The following is an 18,293-nucleotide window of genomic DNA, read 5'->3' on the forward strand; positions in this document are numbered from 1 at the left end:
GCGGGGCGGGGAGTGCTGGGTCAGTCCTGGACCTTGGCCATCGCCAGGACGTCGAGGCGCTTGTCGAGTTCTTCTTCCGACAACTTCTCGGGGACGAGTCCACGCTCGAGGACGACCTCGCGAATGGTCTTCTTGTCCTTCAAGGCCTGCTTGGCGACGGCCGCAGCTTCCTCGTAGCCGATCGCACTGTTGAGAGGTGTCACGATGGACGGCGACGACTCGGCGAGCTGCTTGAGGTGCTCCTCGTTGGCGACGAGGCCGTCGACACACTTGTCGGCGAACAGGCGGGAGACGTTGGCGAGCAACGTGAACGACTCGAGCAGGTTGCGCGCCATCATGGGGATGTAGACGTTGAGTTCGAAGGCTCCGGCTGCGCCGCCCCAGGCGATCGCCGCGTCGTTGCCGACGATCTGCGCCGCCACCTGGGTGGCCGCCTCGGGGAGAACCGGGTTGACCTTGCCGGGCATGATCGAGCTGCCGGGCTGCAGGTCGGGGAGCCGGATCTCGCCGAGACCGGTGAGCGGGCCCGACCCCATCCAGCGGATGTCGTTGGCGATCTTGGTCAACGAGACGGCGATGGTGCGCAGCGCGCCCGACGCCTCGACCAGACCGTCACGAGCCGCCTGGGCCTCGAACGAGTTCTTCGCCGCGGTGAGGGCGTCGACACCGGTCGACTTCACCAGCTCGGTCACGACCTTCGGGCCGAAGCCGTCGGGGGCGTTGAGACCCGTGCCGACGGCGGTGCCGCCGATGGGGAGTTCGCCGAGGCGGGGGAGCGTGGACTGCACGCGCTCGATGCCGGCCTCGATCTGACGTGCGTAGCCGCCGAACTCCTGGCCGAGCGTGACGGGCACCGCGTCCATGAGGTGGGTGCGGCCCGACTTCACGACGGTCTTCCACTCGGTCGCCTTGGCCGCCAGAGCGGTGTGCAGGTACTCGAGGGCCGGGATCAGGCTGGTGACCGCGGCCTCGGTCGCGGCGACGTGCGTCGCGGTGGGGAACGTGTCGTTGGACGACTGCGACATGTTGACGTGGTCGTTGGGGTGCACCTCGACGCCCGCGTTCTTCGCGATGCTCGCGATGACCTCGTTCGCGTTCATGTTGGAGCTGGTGCCCGAGCCGGTCTGGAACACGTCGATGGGGAACTGATCGTCGTGCTTGCCGTCCGCGATCTCGCCGGCCGCCGCGATGATGGCGTCGGCCTTGTCCGCATCGAGCAGACCCAGGTCCTTGTTGACCTGTGCACATGCGGCCTTGAGCAGACCCATCGCGCGGATCTGGGTGCGCTCGAGGGGGCGGCCCGAGATGGGGAAGTTCTCGACGGCGCGCTGTGTCTGCGCACGCCACAGCGCGTCGACGGGTACGCGAACCTCTCCCATGGTGTCGTGCTCGATGCGGAACTGCTGATCGTTGTCTGTCATGTACCTCGTGCCTCGGTAGATGGGTCGGGAAGTCGGAGTGCGCGTCAGAAGGACGGGACGGCGCCGGAGGTGTCACCGTCGAAGTCCACGGACGAATACTCCCGCAGTTTGTTCAGCTGGTGGTACGCGTCGATCATCCGCACGGTGCCCGACTTGGAGCGCATGACGATGGACTGCGTGTGGGCACCGCCGCCGGAGTAGCGCACTCCGCGCAGCAGATCGCCGTCGGTGACGCCGGTCGCGGTGAAGAAGACGTTCTCCCCGGCGACCAGATCATTGGTGTTCAGGATGCGATCGAGATCGTGGCCTGCGTCGACGGCCTTCTGGCGCTCGTCGTCGTCCGTCGGGGCGAGCCGGCCCTGCAGTGCTCCCCCCATGCAGCGCATGGCCGCCGCGGCGATGATGCCCTCGGGCGTGCCGCCGGTGCCGATCAGGATGTCGGTGCCCGAATCGGGGCGGGCGGCCGCGATGGCGCCGGCGACGTCACCGTCCGAGATCAACCGGATGCGGGCACCGGTGTCGCGGATCTGCTGCATCAGTTCGGTGTGGCGGGGACGGTCGAGCACACACACGGTGACGTCCGAGGACGACCCCTTCTTGATCTTCGCGATCCGGGCGATGTTCTCGGCGACCGGAGCGGTGATGTCGATGGCATCGGCGTAGTCGGGGCCGACGGCGATCTTCTCCATGTAGAACACGGCCGACGGATCGAACATCGCACCGCGCTCGGCCACCGCGAGCACGGAGATCGCGTTGGGCATGCCCTTGGCCATCAGCGTCGTGCCGTCGACGGGATCGACGGCGAAGTCGACCTCGGGACCGTTGCCGTTGCCCACCTGCTCGCCGTTGTAGAGCATGGGCGCCTCGTCCTTCTCGCCCTCTCCGATGACCACGACGCCGCGCATCGACACCGAGCTCACCAGCTGGCGCATGGCGTCCACGGCAGCGCCGTCGCCACCCTCCTTGTCGCCGCGGCCGACCCAACGCCCGGACGCGAGCGCCCCGGCCTCGGTGACGCGGACGAGTTCGAGCGCGAGGTTTCGATCCGGCGCCATCTGCGTGGGAACGTCGGTGTTGGCCGTCATGGGGCTGTGCCTCCTTGCACATGGCGCGGTTCGCAGCCCGACTGACGGGCGTCGTCCGCACGGAATGAACATCGACTCGGGCGAAAAAGACTCGGCGTGATTGTCGCACTAGTCGCACGGCCCCGGCCTGCCGGGGGAAGCGCGGAGCTGCGCGGATGGCGAGCCCCCGCGCGCTCGGTGCGATACTGGAGAGGTGGCCGACAAGAAACCCAGGTACCTGCAGAACAACAAGGACATGGCCTGGTCCCTGATCCCGCTTCTTCTCGCATGCCTGGTGATCGCGGCCATCGCCGGTCAGTGTTCGTTGCGTGTGGGCGGCCCCGAGGCGGGTGAGGTTCCTCGCATCGATCTGGGGGCGTCCCTGCAGGCGGACGCGAATGCGCTGACCTTCCCGGTGCGCAGTCCCGACGTGCCCGATCAGTGGATCCCGAACTCGGCGAACCGTGGCCCGGTCTCGGGCTCGGAGTTCCAGTCCAGCACCGTCGGCTTCGTCACCGAGAACGGCAATTTCCTCTCGCTCACCCAGAGCGACGCCTCCGAGGACGAGCTGGTCCGCTCGAAGACCGAGGGATCACGGGTGTCCGCCGGCGGCGCGGAGGCCATCGCCGGCCTGAACTGGGTGGTCTACGGCAACGACGACACGGAACCGTACTGGGTGGCCGATCTCGGCGACACCCGCGCGATGCTCACCGGTTCCGGGTCGCAGGAGGAGTTCGTCGCGCTGGCATCCGCCACGGCCACGGCTCCGGTACTCGACAAGCGCTGACGCGCTCGCTCACTCCTCGTCGCGGGCCAGCGCCTTCTCGATGCGCGTGCGCGCGCCGGCCAGGTGCTGCTCGCAGTGCGTCGCCAGTGCTTCGCCGCGCTCCCACAGCGCCAGTGAGGCATCGAGATCCAGGCCGCCCTGCTCGAGCAGCTTGACCACGTCGACCAACTCGTCGCGCGCGTCCTCGTAGCCCAGCTCGGCGATCGGTGTCTCGTTCATGAGTCCCCATGCTGCCTCGAGAGTCCGACAGCGGACGAGTCAGGTGGCGGAACTACGACCCATCGTGACGGCCGTGACCACGCCGTCCGCGACGCGGACCCGGAGCTGCGTACCCGGCGCCGCGTCGTCGACCGACCGGAGCACCTCGGGGTCGGATCCGGGGACCATGCGCTGCACCACCGAGTAGCCCCTCGCCAGAGTCGCCGCCGGTCCGAGCGTGGTCAGACGGGCGCGCATGTGCTCCACCGTCGTCGCCTCTCGCGACACCGCCCGCTCCACGTCACGGCGGACGACGCGTCGCATCTCGGCGATCTCCTCCTCGCGGCGGGCGACCGCGGAGAGGGGATCGGCCAGCACGGGCCGGTGCCGCAGGGCGTCCAGTGCGCGCGCCTCGCGCTGCACCCAACTGCGGAGCGCTGCGGCGCTGCGGCTCCGCAGCTCGGCGACCAGTTCCCGTTCGGCCACGGCGTCGGGCACGACGAGCTTGGCGGCATCGGTGGGGGTGGCCGCACGAAGATCCGCCACGTGATCGCTGAGCGGACTGTCCGGTTCGTGTCCGATGGCGCTCACGATCGGCGTCGTCGCACGGGAGATCGCGCGGCAGAGCGCCTCGTCGGAGAACGGCAGCAGATCCTCGACACTGCCGCCGCCACGGGCGAGTATCACCACGTCGACCGTGGGGTCCTCGTCCAGCTCGGCCAGCGCGCGCAGGATGCCGGGCACCGCCGACGGGCCCTGCACGGGAGTGTTGCGTACCTCGAAGCGCACCGCCGGCCACCGCCGTTCCGCGACGCTGAGCACGTCCCGTTCGGCAGCACTGGCGCGTGCGGTGACGAGCCCGACGACGCGAGGCAGGAAGGGGAGCGGCCGCTTGAGTCGCGGATCGAACAGTCCCTCGGCCGCGAGAAGACCGCGCAGGCGCTCGATGCGGGCAAGCAGCTCGCCGACTCCCACCGCTCGAATCTCCGTGGCGCGCAACGACAGTGTGCCGCGACCGGTGAAGAAACTGAGCTTGCCGTAGAGGATGACGCGAGCGCCCTCGGTCAACGGCACAGGAGAGTTCTGGATGAGCATCGGTGAGCACGTCACCGACAGCGACATGTCGGCGGACGGGTCGCGGAGCGTCAGGAACGCCGTGCGCGTTCCCGCACGCACCGAGATCTGCGTGATCTGGCCCTCGACCCACACGCTGCCGAGGCGATCGATCCACCCGGCGACCTTGGTCGCGACCGTGCGGACGGGGAGCGGGTTCTCGGCGGTGCTGGTGGCGGCCGTGGTCATCGTGGTCCGAGAATCACTTCGCTCGGGCGGTGGTGATGCGGTTCTCGAGCATGGTCCGGTACGGCGCGCGGTCCGAGGCCGACGTCTCGTACTCGAGAAGTGACGTGAGGTCCTCGACCGACAGCGACCGCAGACGGGCACGCAACTGAGCCAGCGTCAGGGCGTCGTAGTCGAGGTACTCCACGATCTCGGGAGTCGCGGTCGGCGCGGTCGCGAGAGCCGGGGCCGGAACGGGTTCGGTCGTCTCGATCTCCGACGGCGGGGTCGAGTACAGGGCGAACCGCCCTGCGGGCGCACCGGGCTCCGGCACGTCGATCTCTCCGGCCGGGTCACCGACCGGCTCGGGCTCGGTGGACAGCGGCACCTGCGTGTACCGCGCGGGTGCGACGTCCGCGTCGTCGTCGAAGGTCGCCCACTCCGCGGTCTCGACCGGGCGGGAGCCGATCAGGGAGAACACCTGGTCGCCCTTGATGGCCAGCTCGGTGACGGTCTGTTGCAGACGCATCGCGGTCTGGAGGACCTCGCTCACGGCGGTCATCGGCAGGGAGATGGCGGTGGTGGGGAGACGCCGAGCCTCCTCGACGACGGTCACGGCGATTCCGAGCGCGACGCGGGCGGCGAAGGGTGGACGGATCATGTCTCACAGAGTGCCCCACGTCGCGCATTTTTCCCAGTCGACGTGCGCGGGAAGCGACGCCCACCCGACTACCCGTATCCTCGTGGTATGTCTTCGGCTCTTCCGGTGTCCTCGTCCTCCACCACCTCCTCCGCCATCCCGCTCGAGCTGGGTATCGCCCGGCCGGCGGTCACAGGTGAGGTCTACGACGGCCCGCTGCGCGTTCTGCTCGCCGAGCCGCGCGGGTACTGCGCCGGTGTGGATCGAGCGGTGGAGACGGTCGAGAAGGCGCTCGAGAAGCACGGCGCCCCGATCTACGTGCGCAAGGAGATCGTGCACAACCGCCACGTGGTGGAGACGCTGTCCGATCAGGGCGTCATCTTCGTGGACGAGACCGACGAGGTGCCGGACGGCGCACTGCTCGTGTTCTCCGCGCACGGTGTTTCACCGGCGGTCCACGAGTCCGCGGCCGCCAAGAACCTGCGCACCATCGACGCGACGTGCCCACTGGTGACGAAGGTGCACCAGGAGGCCAAGCGTTTCGCTCGCGACGACTTCGACATCCTGCTCATCGGCCACGAGGGTCACGAGGAGGTCGAGGGCACCGCGGGCGAGGCCCCGGACCACGTGCAGGTCGTGGACGGGCCGGATTCCGTCGACGCCGTCACCGTCCGGGACGAGAACCGCGTCATCTGGTTGTCGCAGACCACGCTGAGTGTCGACGAGACCATGACGACTGTCGCGCGACTGCGGGAGAAGTTCCCCAACCTGCAGGATCCGCCCAGCGACGACATCTGCTACGCCACCCAGAACCGGCAGGTGGCGGTCAAGGCTATGGCGCCCGAATGCGACCTGGTGATCGTGGTGGGGTCGACGAACTCGTCGAACTCCGTCCGTCTGGTCGAGGTCGCCCTCGCTGCGGGCGCGCGCGCGAGCTACCTGGTCGACTACGCCAAGGACATCGATCTCGCCTGGCTCGAGGGCGTCCGCACGGTGGGCATCACGTCCGGCGCATCCGTGCCGGAGGTGCTGGTGCGTGGAGTGCTGGACCTGCTCGAGACACATGGCTTCGGCGACGTGAAGTCGGTGACGACGGCCAACGAGACGCTGGTCTTCGCGCTTCCTCGCGAGCTGCGGACCACCAGCCGGGTGTGAGCCGACCGCGGCCGGGAGATCAGTCCCGGTCGCGGTAGCGCACCCGTGGTGCGGGGTACGGCGACAGATTCTCCGCACCGGTGCGCCGGGGTTCGTACGGCGTGGGTTCGTACCGGGGGCGAGCTTCCCGTGGGCGACCGTTGTCGGAAGCCGCGACCTGGCCCTCGAAGGCGCGCGGGGCGGGCCGAGCAGCGCGTGACTCCTCGCGCGGTTGCGGTGCGGCGGGCCGTGCACGGCGGGTGCGGTCGTGTCGAGCGTCGGGTGCGTCCGTCCGCGGTTCCTGGCGGGTCCTGCGGCGTTCCTCCGCCCGTCCCGCCGTCTCGCGAGTGGCGGGACGTTCGGAGCGCGACCGTCGGGGTGCGGCGTCACGCGCTGCCGCGGCCGGTCGCGCTGCGCGCGCCGGCTTCCGGACCGGAGTGGGGCGACGATCGAGCGCGAGCCGGGCGCCACCGACGCCGAGGACCAACAGCGTGGTCAGCGCCATGAGCGGGAAGCGATCGACGAGCGGCACGGCGACGGTCAGGACGATGTCCTTGATCGAGGTGCCCGCTCCGTCGGTGAGGATCTGGTATGCGATGGGGACGCCGAGGAACATGATGAGCGGCGGCTGAACCATGGCGGTGAAGAGTCCACGATGGCGGACCGCGACGACGGCGATGAGTGCACCGAGCACGTACAGGACGGCGAACGTCGATCCCAGTTCGTCGCCACGCATGGCATCGACGAGAAAGCCCAGGACGGCTGCGCCCACTGCCACCGCGACGGCGCCCCATGCGGGGATTCCGGGTACCGACGGCACAGCGGAGCGCTGGTCGAGAGGCACTCCCGAGCGTGCGCGTTGGGGGGAAGACACACAGCGAGGTTAGCGTTGATTCAACGACTTGCGTCGTCGGCATGCCCGCGACACGTCGACGAGGTGCCCTCCATCGCAGTCGCGGTCATGGTTCGTGGCCGCTGGTCCACACTCGTGACCTGCGGCGGTTCGCCGTCGAAGAGGGACATCTCGTGGAGCTTGCGTGCTGTGACGAAGACCCGTGCGTCCAACGATCCCGCCGCTGCGTTGAACGAGTCCACGGCCTTGCCCAGCTGTGATCCCAAGCGATCCACGTGGGCTCCGACCGTGCCGAGGCGCTCGTACAGCTCACGGCCCAGCACACGCACGCGAGCGGCGTCCTCGGCCAGTGCGTCCTGCTTCCACGTGTAGGCGACGGTCCGCAGCAGGGCGATGAGAGTGGTCGGGGTGGCGAGCACCACGTTGCGGGAGAAGGCGTGTTCGAGCAGGCCGCGGTCGCGCGTCAGCGCGGCATCGAGGAACGGGTCGCCCGGAACGAAGAGGACGACGAATTCCGGCGACGGGTCGAACGCGTGCCAGTACTTCTTGTCGGCGAGCTGGTCGACGTGTGTGCGCAGGTGTTTGGCGTGGCGTTCGAGATGCCGATCGATGGTCTCGGGATCCTGCTCGGCGCTCGCGTCGAGGAAGGCGACCAGCGGAACCTTGGCGTCGACGACGATGCGCTTGCCACCGGCGAGCTTGACCACCAGATCGGGGCGCACGCCGGGTGCGGCGACCTGGGTGTCGAAGTCGCAGTGGCGCGTCATGCCGGCCAGCTCCACGACCCGCTCGAGCTGGATCTCGCCCCACCGGCCACGAATCTGTGGCGCCCGCAGCGCGGTGACGAGCTGGTCCGTCTGCGACGCCAACTGCCGCGAGGCGCGGTGCATCCCGGCGACCTGCTCGGTCAGTCCCGCGTATGCGTGAACACGGTCGCGCTCGACGAGCCGTACGTGTTCCTCGAGTGCGTCGACCGCCTCCCGCAGCGGGTCGACCAGGTGGGAGACCTGTTGACCGATGGCGCCGGAGTGGCGCCGCGCGGAGTCCTCGTTGAGCAGCGACAACGACCGCCGCAGCGTCTCCTCGTTGTCCGCGGAGACCGCGAGCCGCTCACCCGCACGGGCGAGTTCGACGTCGCCGCGTGCGGCCCGCAACCACCAGCCCAACCCCAGGCCGACGAGAAGGGTGACGAGAGTGGTCACGGCAGTGAGGGCGGTCATGAGGCTCACTATGAACCGGGGTACCGACACACCTTCGGCCCGAGCGTCTTTGTCGTAGGTCTCCGTTAGCGTCGGCGACATGAGAATCCTGCACACCTCGGACTGGCACATCGGGCGCACCTTCCACGGTGTCGACCTGCTGGCCGATCAGCGTCGTGCTCTGGAGGCTCTCGCCACCGTCGTCCGAGAACAGAGTGTGGACGTCGTCGTGGTCCCCGGGGACATCTACGACCGTGCGGTGCCCAATGCGGACGCGGTCCGGCTGTGCAACAAGGCATTCGAGGCCATCCGCGACGCGGGGGCCGTCATCGTCGCCACGTCGGGCAATCACGACTCGCCCGCCCGGCTCGGTGCCGGGTCGGCGTTCTCCGCTGCCGGCGGTCTGCATCTGTTCACCACCGTCGACGCCGTCGATAGACCGGTCGTGCTGGCGGACGAGCACGGTGACGTGGCGTTCTACGGCATTCCGTACCTCGAGCCGGACGCCACCCGCGCCGAGCTCGGGGTACCCGGCGCTCGTTCGCACGCCGCGGTGTTGCAGGCGGCGATGGCCCGCATCGCGGCCGATCTGGCGACGCGGCACTCGTCGGTCCGCTCGGTGGTGCTGGCCCACGCCTTCGTGATCGGCGGCGAGGGTACGGGTTCCGAGCGTTCGATCTCCGTCGGTGGCGTCGAGACCGTGCCGGCTTCGATCTTCGGCGGTATCGACTACGTCGCGCTGGGCCACCTGCACTCTCCGCAGACCATCGACGACCACATCCGGTACTCGGGATCGCCGCTGCCGTACTCGTTCGGCGAGCGTTCGCATCGCAAGGCTGCGTGGCTCGTCGACATCGACGGCTCGGGTGGCCGCGTCGTCACGCGTGTCGATCTGCCGGTGGTGCGGGGCCTGTCCGTCCTGGAGGGAACGCTCGAGGAGCTCGGCACGGAGAACCGGTTCGACTCCGCGACAGAGCATTACGTCTCCGCTGTGCTCACCGATGCGGTGCGGCCCGTCGACGCGATGCGCCGTCTGCAGGAGCGTTTCCCGCACGCGGTGCACCTCGAGTGGAAGCGGCCGGCCGGTGTCGATTCCGGGAGCTATCGCGAGAAGGTGCAGGGTAGGTCGGACCGTGAGGTGCTCAGCAGCTTTCTCGCAGACGTGCGCAGCGCGCCCTCGTCGTCCGAGGTCGAGCTGCTCGATCGTGCGGTCGAGAACGTCACGGGTCAACGGGATTCGACGTCCGCATCGCCCGTCGAGCACGAGTGGGTGCGCTCGGCGTGAGACTGCATGCGTTGTCGGTCACCGCGTTCGGGCCGTTCGGCGGCACGGTCGACGTCGACTTCGACGATCTCGGGGCCGACGGCCTCTTCCTCCTGCACGGCCCCACCGGAGCGGGAAAGACGTCCGTTCTCGATGCCATCGCCTTCGCTCTCTACGGCGTTCTCCCCGGCTCGCGCCGAGAGAGTCGACGCCTGTTGTCGGATCACGCTGCGCCGGGTGTGGTTCCGCGCGTCGAACTCGACGCGACGTTGGGTGGCCGCCGCCTCACCATCGTCCGGCAGCCGGAGTTCCTGCGCCCCAAGCGGCGCGGGGTGGGAACCACGAAACAGAACGCCAAGGCGACGCTGACGTGGCACGACGGCCGGGGCGAGAACCTCACGCGCATCGACGAGATCGCGCTCGAGGTCGAGCGCCTGCTCGGCATGCGGGTGGACCAGTTCTTCCAGGTCGTCCTGCTGCCGCAGGGGGACTTCGCGCGGTTCCTGCGGGCGCGCAACGAAGAACGGGGTGCGCTGCTCGAGCAGTTGTTCGACACCGATCGGTTCCGCGACATCGAGACGTGGTTCCAGGATCAGCGTCGCGCCAGCGCGGAGCGTCTCGCCGGGCGATCGGAGTCCGTCGACAGACTGGCTGCCCAGGTGGCCACCGCCGCCGGCGTGGACCTCTTCACGGGCACCGACGTGGTGGAGTGGGGGACCGATCTTCTGGGCGGTGCCCGAGAGCTGGCCCGTGTGCGCACAGAGCATCTGCGGGCAGCGCGCGCCGAGCACGCCGCGTCTCGTGAGCACGCTCGGATCGCGCACCGCCGCCGGGAGGCACGCGAGCGGGGGGCCGCGGCAGCAGCGCGACTCACGGTGCTGGCGGACGGCGACGCCGAGCGCGCGCAGCAGATCGCTGAGCTGGACCGTGCGCGTCGGGCGCTGCCGGTGCGCGATCGCGCCGTCACCCTCGACCAGCACCGTCAGCGCGCGGCCGCCGCCGCCGCGACGATGCGGCGCCGGGAGCGGGCGGCTGCCGAGACCGAGGCCTCCGTGCTGGTCGGGACGTTGTCGTGGCCGCCCCGTCCTGCCGATGCGGAGGTGCTCGATGCCGCGGTGCACCGGTGGAGCGGCGAGTGCGCGGTGCTGGACAGTGTCGCGGGCGACGAGTCCGATCGAAGGACGGCGGTGGCCGATCGGGAACGCGCCGTCGCTCGGGTGCGCGGTCTGGAGACGGACCTGCGGGCGGTACGGGTACGTCTCGACGCGGTACCTGCGGAGCGCGCGGCACTGGACGCCGAGCATCGAGTAGCCGTCGCGGCTCGTGCGGGTCTCGCCGGCCTGGAGGCGCGGCATCACGGCGCCGAGGACGCGGCACGCGCACACGTCGAGTGGGCCCGCGAGTCCGAGCGCCTTGCTGCGGCCGTCACGACGGCCGAGCGTGCCCGGACCCGCTACGACGATCTGCGCACCGAATGGTTGGACCTGCGGGAACGCCGTCTCGAGGGGATGTCCGCGGAGCTCGCGGCGGGACTCGAGGACGGCGCCCCCTGCGGAGTCTGCGGCGCGACGGAACATCCGGCGCCCGCATCTCCGACCGCGGGGCGGGTGTCCCGGGACGACGAGAACCGCGCGGGACAGCGGGTCGGTGCAGCCGAGGCGGAACGCACCACGGCGGACGCCGCGGTGCAGCGCTGCCGACAGCGTGTGGACGAGCTCGCGACCCGGTGCGCGGATCGCACCGCAGCGGAACTTGCGGCCGAACTGGACGCGGCCACGACGGCACTGGCGGAGGCGCGGCGTGCCGCGGATCGTCTCGCGGCGATCGACTCCGCGTTGGCGGCGCTGGACGAGGAGACCGCCGGTCTGCGGGTGCGGACCGACGCGATCACGGCCGAACTGGGCGTCACTCGCGGGCGGACGGAGGCGCTGGAGACTCGGATCGCGGAGGCCACCGCGCGCATCACGGCCGCCGTGGGGACGACGTCCACCGTTGCGGAACGGCGTGCCGCACTCGACGCGGCCATCGCAGCCGCGGTGGCGTGGCGCGATGCTCGCCGCGACGCCGACTCGGCCGATCAGGCGGTGATGCGGCTCGAGACCGACCTGGTGGAGTGCGCGCGCGAGCACGGATTCACCGAGGTCACGGAAGCCCTGGCGGCGGTCCGTGACAGGGCCCGGTGCACGGTGCTGGAGAACTCCGTTCTCGACGCCGAGAAGCAGCGCTCCGCGGCTGCGGCCGTGCTCGCGGAGCCGGACGTGGCGGAGGCGATGGTGGGGGAGACCGTCGACACCGCTGCTGTCGATGCGGAGGAGATCCGACTGCGGGGGTTGCTGGACGAGGCCATCGCCTCGGCCGGAGACGCCGACAGTCGGCTACGCATGCTCGAGGACCTCGTCGCCCAACTGTGGGCCGCTGCGGACCGTCTGGGACCTGCCCACCTCGAGCACGCGGAACTCGAGCAGCTGGCGGAGGTGGTGGCCGGCAAGGGCGCCAACGCGCGTCGGATGTCGCTGCGGTCCTACGTGCTGGCCGCGAGGCTCGAGGACGTCGCCACCGCGGCATCCGTGCGCTTCCGGTTGATGTCGCAGGGCCGGTTCGAGTTCGTGCACTCCGACGACGTGGGCCCCCGAGGCACCCGCGGCGGGCTGGGTCTCGACGTACGCGACGACTACACCGGGGTGGTCCGGTCGGCGGGCACCCTGTCGGGCGGCGAGGCGTTCTGCGCGTCGCTCGCGCTCGCGTTGGGTCTCGCCGACGTCGTCGCGGCCGAGGCGGGCGGCATCACCCTGGACACGATGTTCATCGACGAGGGGTTCGGAAGCCTCGACTCGGGATCACTGGACGCCGTCATGGGAGTCCTCGACGAACTCCGGTCCGGTGGGCGCACGGTGGGCATCGTCAGTCACGTCGACGAGATCCGTGACCGGGTCCCCTCACGCCTCGAGGTGATCCGCGAACGTCACGGATCCACGGTACGAGTGCACGCGGGAGTGTGACCGCTCAGTCGTCCTTCTTCTCGTCGTCCTCGTGCGTGTCGACGTCGATCGGAGTCGGTGCCACGTCGTCGGACTGGTCCGAGGGCGCCGGCGCGTATCGGGTCTTCTCGTCGTGGACGACGACGGGCGCGTCGTCACCGGGTGTGCCGAGATCGTCGTGGATGCGTTCGGCGATGTCGTTCGCGCCGGGATCCTCGTCGGACCGAAGTTCGATCTGCTCGTTGATGTAGCGCAGCAGCACCGCGGTGGCCGCAGCGACCGGGACCGCGAGGAACGCCCCGATGATGCCGAAGATGGAACCGCCGGCGGTGACGGCCAGCAGCACGATCGCGGCATGCAGGTTCATCGACTTGCTCTGCAGGATCGGCTGCAGGACATTGCCTTCGATCTGCTGCACGGCCAGGATGATCGCCAGGACGATGACCGCGGTGGTGAACCCGTTGGCCACCAGCGCGACCAGGACGGCGAGGGCACCGGCGACGAAGGCACCCACGATGGGGATGAAGCCACCGAGGAAGGTGAGCGTCATCAGCACCGGGGTCAGCGGCACGCCGAGGATCACCAGGCCGATGCCGATGAAGATCGCGTCGATCGCGCTGACGATGGCCTGGGTACGGATGAAGCCACCCAGGGTGTCCCACACCCGTCGGAGTACCTCGGCGAGATGACCACCGGCCTTGCGTCCGGCCAGTCCGTGCAGCCAGGGGAGGAAGCGCGGGCCGTCCTTGATGAAGAAGAAGCTCAGGACGAGCACCAGACCGAGCGTGACCAGGATCGACCCGGCGGTGGCGACGCCGGCGAAGACGCCCGAGGCGATCGCCGTGCCGCTGTCCTGCAGCTGCGTGACGATGGCTTCGACGGCGCTGTCGATCTGCTCGTCGTCCAGATTGATGGGCGGGCCCTCGAGCCACTCCTGGACCTGCGAGACGCCGAGGGTGGCACTGTCCGCGAGATCGGGAGCCTGGCTGATGACGGAGGGGACGATGAACGCGACCACACCGGCGAGAACCGCGAGGAAGCCGAGGAGTGTGGTCAGTGCGGCGAGCGCGGGCGGAAAGCCGATGCGGCGCAGCAGCCTGGTGGGCGGCCAGAGCACCGTCGCGACCACCAGTGCCAGCAGAACCGGGAGCATGATCACCCACAGCTGGCCGACCAGCCAGCCGGCGATCCACAGCGCTGCCGAGACGACGAGGAGCACGGCGGACCACTTGGCCAGCCAGAGTCCGCCGGCGCCGAACAGGTCGCTGCGATCACGGCCCGACGCGGAGCCTGCGGAAGTGGTGGGCGCGTTCTCGCTCACGTGTGTCCTCTCGTCTGACGTTGATGCGGCGAACGCAGAGTCGAACGCGCTGTGACTGTACCCGGGAAGCCGATTCCACACGCATGGCGACGGAGGGACTACCCGATGGTGAGCCCGCGGGCGAGAAGGGCAGTACGCCACAGGTGCATGGAGGCGTAGGACCGCCACGGTGACCAGTGGGCGGTGTCCGACAGATCGATGTCGAGGAGGGCCGCGCCCTGCCGGACCACCAGGTCGGTGTCGAGCAGCACGTCGGGGTCGCCCAGCAACCGCATCGACACGTAGCGGGCGGTCCACGGGCCGACACCGCGCAGTGCCAGCAGTGCACGCTCCTGGGTGGCCGCGTCGCCGTCGTGGCGCACGTCCACGGCGCCCGATGCCAGAGCGTCGGCCGTCGACGCGATCGCGGCGACCCGCCGCGCCGGACCGGTGAGGATCTCGGTGCCGCGTGTGGCCACGGCCTCGGGAGTGGGGAACAGGCGAGTGATGCCGTGGTCGGCTTCGCCCTCGTCGTCGCCCACCGGATCCCCGAGGGCCGCGACGAGCCGGGCGGTGTGCGTGGCCGCGGCACCGAGCGAGATCTGCTGACCGATCATCGTGCGAAGAAGCACCTCCGCGGCATCGAACGCCCCGGGAACGCGGATCCCCGGGGCCGCGGCCACCGACGCGGCGAGCGCAGGATCTGCCGCGAGCGCAGCGTCGACGGGAGCCGCGTCGACGTCCAGGGCCAGTACCCGCCGCACTCGGGACAGCGCGGTGGGGACGTCCGACTCGTCCCGGGCTCGCGTCTCCACCCGGACGACTCCCGCGCCGCCGTCACCCGGGACGAACCGGCACGTGACGACGGCGGGGCCGTGATCGAGGCGCAGAGCCCGGCGGTAGACGCCGTCCGTGAAGGTCTCCATGCCCGGAACCGCGTGACCCGCCAGGAACCACCGCATCCACCCCGTGTCGTACGGAGCGGAGTACGGCAGCTCGGAGGTGTCGAGGGTCCAGCGCGGCGACGTCACCCCGTCATGATCTCAGCAGCAGCGTGCGCCCGGATTCGCGTCCGCCTCCGCATGACGTGCCTTCCAGTACTCGCGCTCGGACGGCACCGGGTGCCCGGGATGGACCCGGTTCCGGTGCTCGACGAAACGCTCGTAGTCGTGATCACCCATGACGGAGGTGATCCACCACGTCGCGGCGCGAACGGACTTCAGGACGGCGTTCATGTCAGTGGCCCGTTCCCGGCCGGCGCACCGTGCCGTCCGCGATGAGCACGTCCCATTCCGCCTGCACCGACTTCTCCGCCTCGGTGGGGAGGAAACCGCTGGGCGCGAACAGCTTCGACGGTACGTCCGCCTCCTCGCTGCTGGGCAGTCCACCGGCGCGGATCGCCTTGAAGCAGACGGCGAATCCGGCGAGCGCGACGATGAGGACGAGCACCGCGAAGACGATGGACAGCGTGCCCTGGATGAAGGTGTTGCGGATGACGGCGTCGATGGCCTCCGGTGTGGCGGCAGACCGGAACTCGGTGAGGCCCTGCGACTTCGCTTCCTTGAAGTCGCTGTGCTGCGCCCAGTAGCCGATGGCCGGAACGTCGGAGAAGATCTTCTGGTACGACGCCGTCATGGTGACCACGAGGTCGAAGGCCAGCGGCAGCGCGGGGATCCAGGCCCACTTCAGCAGACCCTTCTTCACCACGACGGTCAGGACGACCGTGAGCGCGATGGCGGCCAGCAACTGGTTCGCGATGCCGAACAGCGGGAAGAGCGTGTTGATGCCGCCCAGCGGATCGGTGACGCCCATGAGCAGGATGGCGCCCCAGGCGGCGACGACGATGACCGAGCAGATCCAGGCACCGACGCGCCACGACGGATCGCGGAACTTCTTCGCGCCGCCGCCGAGGTTGCCGAGCGAGTCCGACAGCATGAAGCGAGCGACACGCGTGCCTGCGTCGACGGTGGTGAGGATGAACAGCGCCTCGAACATGATCGCGAAGTGGTACCAGAACGACTTCAGGCTCTCGCCGCCGAAGACCTGGTGCAGCACCTCGGACATGCCGAACGCGAGCGTGGGGGCGCCGCCGGTGCGCGAGATGATCGACTCCTCACCGACGTCCGTCGCGGCCTGCGACAGCTCGGCCGCGCTGACGTCCCCGCCTGACAGTCCGAGCCCGTTGACGTACGCCGCGGCGGTCTCGGGTGTTCCGCCGGTGAGTGCGGTCGGTGCGTTGAGCGCGAAGTAGATGTGCTGATCGAGAATGCAGGCGGTGACCAGAGCCATGATGGCGACGAAGGACTCGGTGAGCATGCCGCCGTAGCCGATCATCCGCATCTGCTTCTCCTTCTCGAGAAGCTTCGGCGTGGTGCCCGAGGAGATCAGCGCGTGGAAACCGGAGAGCGCGCCGCAGGCGATGGTGATGAAGAGGAACGGGAAGAGCGATCCGGAGAAAGCGGGTCCGTTGCCCTCGCTGGCGAACGACGTCATGTCCGGCATCTGCAGGACGGGTCGAGCGATGAGGATGCCGACGGCGAGCAGCACGATGGTGCCGATCTTCATGAACGTCGACAGGTAGTCACGCGGGGCGAGCAGCAGCCACACGGGGAGGATCGACGCGGCGAGACCGTAGGCGATGAGCAACCACGCGACGGTGACCTTGGACAGCGTGAACCAGTCGGCGCCCCATTCGGTCTCGGCGACCCAGCCGCCCGAGATGATGGCGAGCAGCAGCAGGACGACGCCGATGAGGGAGACCTCGGAGACCTTGCCCGGGCGAAGGTACCGCAGGTAGACGCCCATGAAGAGGGCGATGGGAATGGTCAGTGCGATGGAGAAGACGCCCCACGGGCTCTCGGCGAGTGCGTTCACGACGACGAGTGCGAGCACCGCGATGATAATGATCATGATGACGAAGACGCCGATGAGGGCGGCGATACCGCCGACCACGCCGAGCTCCTCGCGGGCCATCTGACCGAGGCTGCGGCCGCGTCGGCGCGTGGAGATCCAGAGCACCAGGAAGTCCTGCACCGCGCCGGCGAAGACGACGCCGATGATGATCCACATGGTGCCGGGCAGATATCCCATCTGCGCAGCGAGGACGGGACCGACGAGGGGACCGGCGCCCGCGATCGCGGCGAAGTGGTGGCCGAACAGCACCCGACGGTCCGTCGGCATGTAGTCCTTGCCGTTCTCCAGGATCTCGGCGGGTGTGGCCCGATCGTCCCGCGGATGGACGATGCGGTTCTCGATGAGGCGTGCGTAGAACCGGAACGCGAAGATGTAGGTGCAGACCGCCGCGACGACGAACCACACCGCGTTGACCTGCTCGCCGCGGATCACGGCGATCACGGTCCAGGCGACAGCGCCCAGCAGACCGATGATGACGAAGACGATGCGTTTGGGCACCGTCATCGGTGAGCGGTCGACGACGCCCACGGGGGGAAGGTCGTCGTCGGTCTTGAGGAACTCGACGTGCGAGTTCCCCCTGTCGGACACGGCAGTCATCTGCGGGCTCCTGGCATGCGGTGGAGGGGCGGCGATCATCGTGTGATCGCAGTCACTGTAAGCAGACCGACCGACATTTCGTGCGGTTGTGAGCCTGGCGTGTGCGGATCGTTGCGCCGAGCGGTCCGGGACCGTCGCCGAACGTCACGACATGACAACGAGACCCCACTCGCGCGCCCCGACTGCCTACGATGCTCGTGTGTCAGACCACCCCGAGTACCCGCAGCAGCCGTACACCGGTTCGTCGTACGAGCCCGACCTGACGAAGGGGCCGACGGACACCGGAGCGTTCCCGACCAGCGGAGCCTTCCCGCAGCAGCAGCAACAGCCGAGTTATCCCCAGCAGCAGTACGGCCCGCCGCCGCTGCCGCCGACCAACGCCGGCTGGGCCGCCGCCGCGCTGATCTTCTTCTGGCCGCTGGCGTTCTCGGCGTTCAACCACTCGAGCTCGGTGTTCCCGCGGTGGTCGCTGGGCGACTATCAGGGTGCGCACTACGCGTCGGAGCGCACGAAGCAGCTGGGCAAGTACTCGCTCTACATCTTCGTGGGGCTCTTCGCGCTGTTCATCCTCTTCTACGTGCTGCTCATCGCCTTCGCGATCTCGGCGGGATCGGGCACCGACTACACGTACTGACAGGGCGGTCGGGGGCGGCACGTAGACTCTCCT

At 69.3% G+C, this 18,293-nt stretch carries 16 protein-coding genes; 5 read left to right on the forward strand and 11 right to left on the reverse strand.

Annotated elements, in window-relative coordinates; all coding sequences use genetic code 11:
- Positions 1-20 precede the first annotated feature (20 nt).
- Positions 21-1,421 carry a class II fumarate hydratase gene (locus ASG69_RS03140; protein ID WP_027503925.1) on the reverse strand — a complete coding sequence of 467 codons (1,401 nt, stop codon included), beginning with the start codon at positions 1,419-1,421 and terminating at the stop codon, positions 21-23.
- Between the two features lie 44 nt (positions 1,422-1,465).
- On the reverse strand, positions 1,466-2,506 hold the full coding sequence (gene glpX / locus ASG69_RS03145) for a class II fructose-bisphosphatase (RefSeq protein WP_027503924.1): 1,041 nt from the start codon (positions 2,504-2,506) through the stop codon (positions 1,466-1,468).
- Between the two features lie 193 nt (positions 2,507-2,699).
- On the opposite strand from glpX, the gene ASG69_RS03150 reads away from it, so the two are divergent.
- Positions 2,700-3,272: a DUF4245 domain-containing protein gene (locus tag ASG69_RS03150; protein ID WP_027503923.1), complete on the forward strand. Its 573-nt coding sequence runs from the start codon at positions 2,700-2,702 to the stop codon at positions 3,270-3,272.
- Positions 3,273-3,281: 9 nt separating this feature from the next.
- Here ASG69_RS03150 and ASG69_RS03155 read toward each other — a convergent pair whose 3' ends face one another.
- The 3 genes from ASG69_RS03155 to ASG69_RS03165 are packed head-to-tail and all read right to left on the reverse strand — an operon-like array spanning position 3,282 to position 5,409.
- Positions 3,282-3,491, reverse strand: coding sequence for an exodeoxyribonuclease VII small subunit (locus ASG69_RS03155; RefSeq protein WP_027503922.1), 210 nt, complete (start codon positions 3,489-3,491; stop codon positions 3,282-3,284).
- Between the two features lie 39 nt (positions 3,492-3,530).
- A complete protein-coding gene (xseA, locus tag ASG69_RS03160) occupies positions 3,531-4,772 on the reverse strand; it encodes an exodeoxyribonuclease VII large subunit (RefSeq protein ID WP_056447374.1) in 1,242 nt (413 codons plus the stop codon).
- A 13-nt stretch (positions 4,773-4,785) separates the two neighbouring features.
- On the reverse strand, positions 4,786-5,409 hold the full coding sequence (locus ASG69_RS03165; RefSeq protein ID WP_027503920.1) for a lipid droplet-associated protein: 624 nt from the start codon (positions 5,407-5,409) through the stop codon (positions 4,786-4,788).
- An 87-nt stretch (positions 5,410-5,496) separates the two neighbouring features.
- On the opposite strand from ASG69_RS03165, the gene ASG69_RS03170 reads away from it, so the two are divergent.
- Complete coding sequence (locus ASG69_RS03170) at positions 5,497-6,543, forward strand: 4-hydroxy-3-methylbut-2-enyl diphosphate reductase (RefSeq protein WP_051612934.1); 1,047 nt, start codon at positions 5,497-5,499, stop codon at positions 6,541-6,543.
- 19 nt (positions 6,544-6,562) lie between these two features.
- Here the strand turns inward: ASG69_RS03170 and ASG69_RS03175 are convergent, their stop codons facing one another.
- Positions 6,563-7,396: a DUF6542 domain-containing protein gene (locus ASG69_RS03175; RefSeq protein ID WP_235578826.1), complete on the reverse strand. Its 834-nt coding sequence runs from the start codon at positions 7,394-7,396 to the stop codon at positions 6,563-6,565.
- 20 nt (positions 7,397-7,416) lie between these two features.
- Positions 7,417-8,595 (reverse strand): DNA recombination protein RmuC, encoded by a 1,179-nt coding sequence (locus ASG69_RS03180; protein WP_027503918.1) that lies wholly within the window; start codon positions 8,593-8,595, stop codon positions 7,417-7,419.
- A 79-nt stretch (positions 8,596-8,674) separates the two neighbouring features.
- Here ASG69_RS03180 and ASG69_RS03185 point away from each other — a divergent pair, with 79 nt between their 5' ends.
- Entirely contained in the window at positions 8,675-9,859 is a 1,185-nt protein-coding gene (locus ASG69_RS03185) for an exonuclease SbcCD subunit D (protein ID WP_056447378.1), read from the forward strand.
- Positions 9,856-12,837: an AAA family ATPase gene (locus ASG69_RS03190; protein ID WP_082544627.1), complete on the forward strand. Its 2,982-nt coding sequence runs from the start codon at positions 9,856-9,858 to the stop codon at positions 12,835-12,837. The genes ASG69_RS03185 and ASG69_RS03190 overlap by 4 nt, the downstream gene beginning before the upstream one ends.
- 4 nt (positions 12,838-12,841) lie before the next feature.
- Here ASG69_RS03190 and ASG69_RS03195 read toward each other — a convergent pair whose 3' ends face one another.
- The 4 genes from ASG69_RS03195 to ASG69_RS03210 form a co-directional block, all read right to left on the reverse strand.
- Positions 12,842-14,137, reverse strand: a complete 1,296-nt coding sequence (locus tag ASG69_RS03195) for an AI-2E family transporter (protein WP_082544615.1) — start codon at positions 14,135-14,137, stop codon at positions 12,842-12,844.
- A gap of 98 nt (positions 14,138-14,235) precedes the next feature.
- Positions 14,236-15,147, reverse strand: coding sequence for a DNA-3-methyladenine glycosylase family protein (locus ASG69_RS03200; RefSeq protein ID WP_056447382.1), 912 nt, complete (start codon positions 15,145-15,147; stop codon positions 14,236-14,238).
- A 12-nt stretch (positions 15,148-15,159) separates the two neighbouring features.
- A complete protein-coding gene (locus ASG69_RS03205) occupies positions 15,160-15,351 on the reverse strand; it encodes a YbdD/YjiX family protein (protein WP_051612930.1) in 192 nt (63 codons plus the stop codon).
- 1 nt (position 15,352) lies between these two features.
- On the reverse strand, positions 15,353-17,626 hold the full coding sequence (locus ASG69_RS03210) for a carbon starvation CstA family protein (protein WP_056447384.1): 2,274 nt from the start codon (positions 17,624-17,626) through the stop codon (positions 15,353-15,355).
- Positions 17,627-17,825: 199 nt separating this feature from the next.
- On the opposite strand from ASG69_RS03210, the gene ASG69_RS03215 reads away from it, so the two are divergent.
- Positions 17,826-18,260 carry a CD225/dispanin family protein gene (locus tag ASG69_RS03215; protein ID WP_235578827.1) on the forward strand — a complete coding sequence of 145 codons (435 nt, stop codon included), beginning with the start codon at positions 17,826-17,828 and terminating at the stop codon, positions 18,258-18,260.
- Positions 18,261-18,293: the final 33 nt, after the last annotated feature.

Source organism: Rhodococcus sp. Leaf225 (genome assembly GCF_001426145.1).
Lineage (GTDB): Bacteria > Actinomycetota > Actinomycetes > Mycobacteriales > Mycobacteriaceae > Rhodococcoides.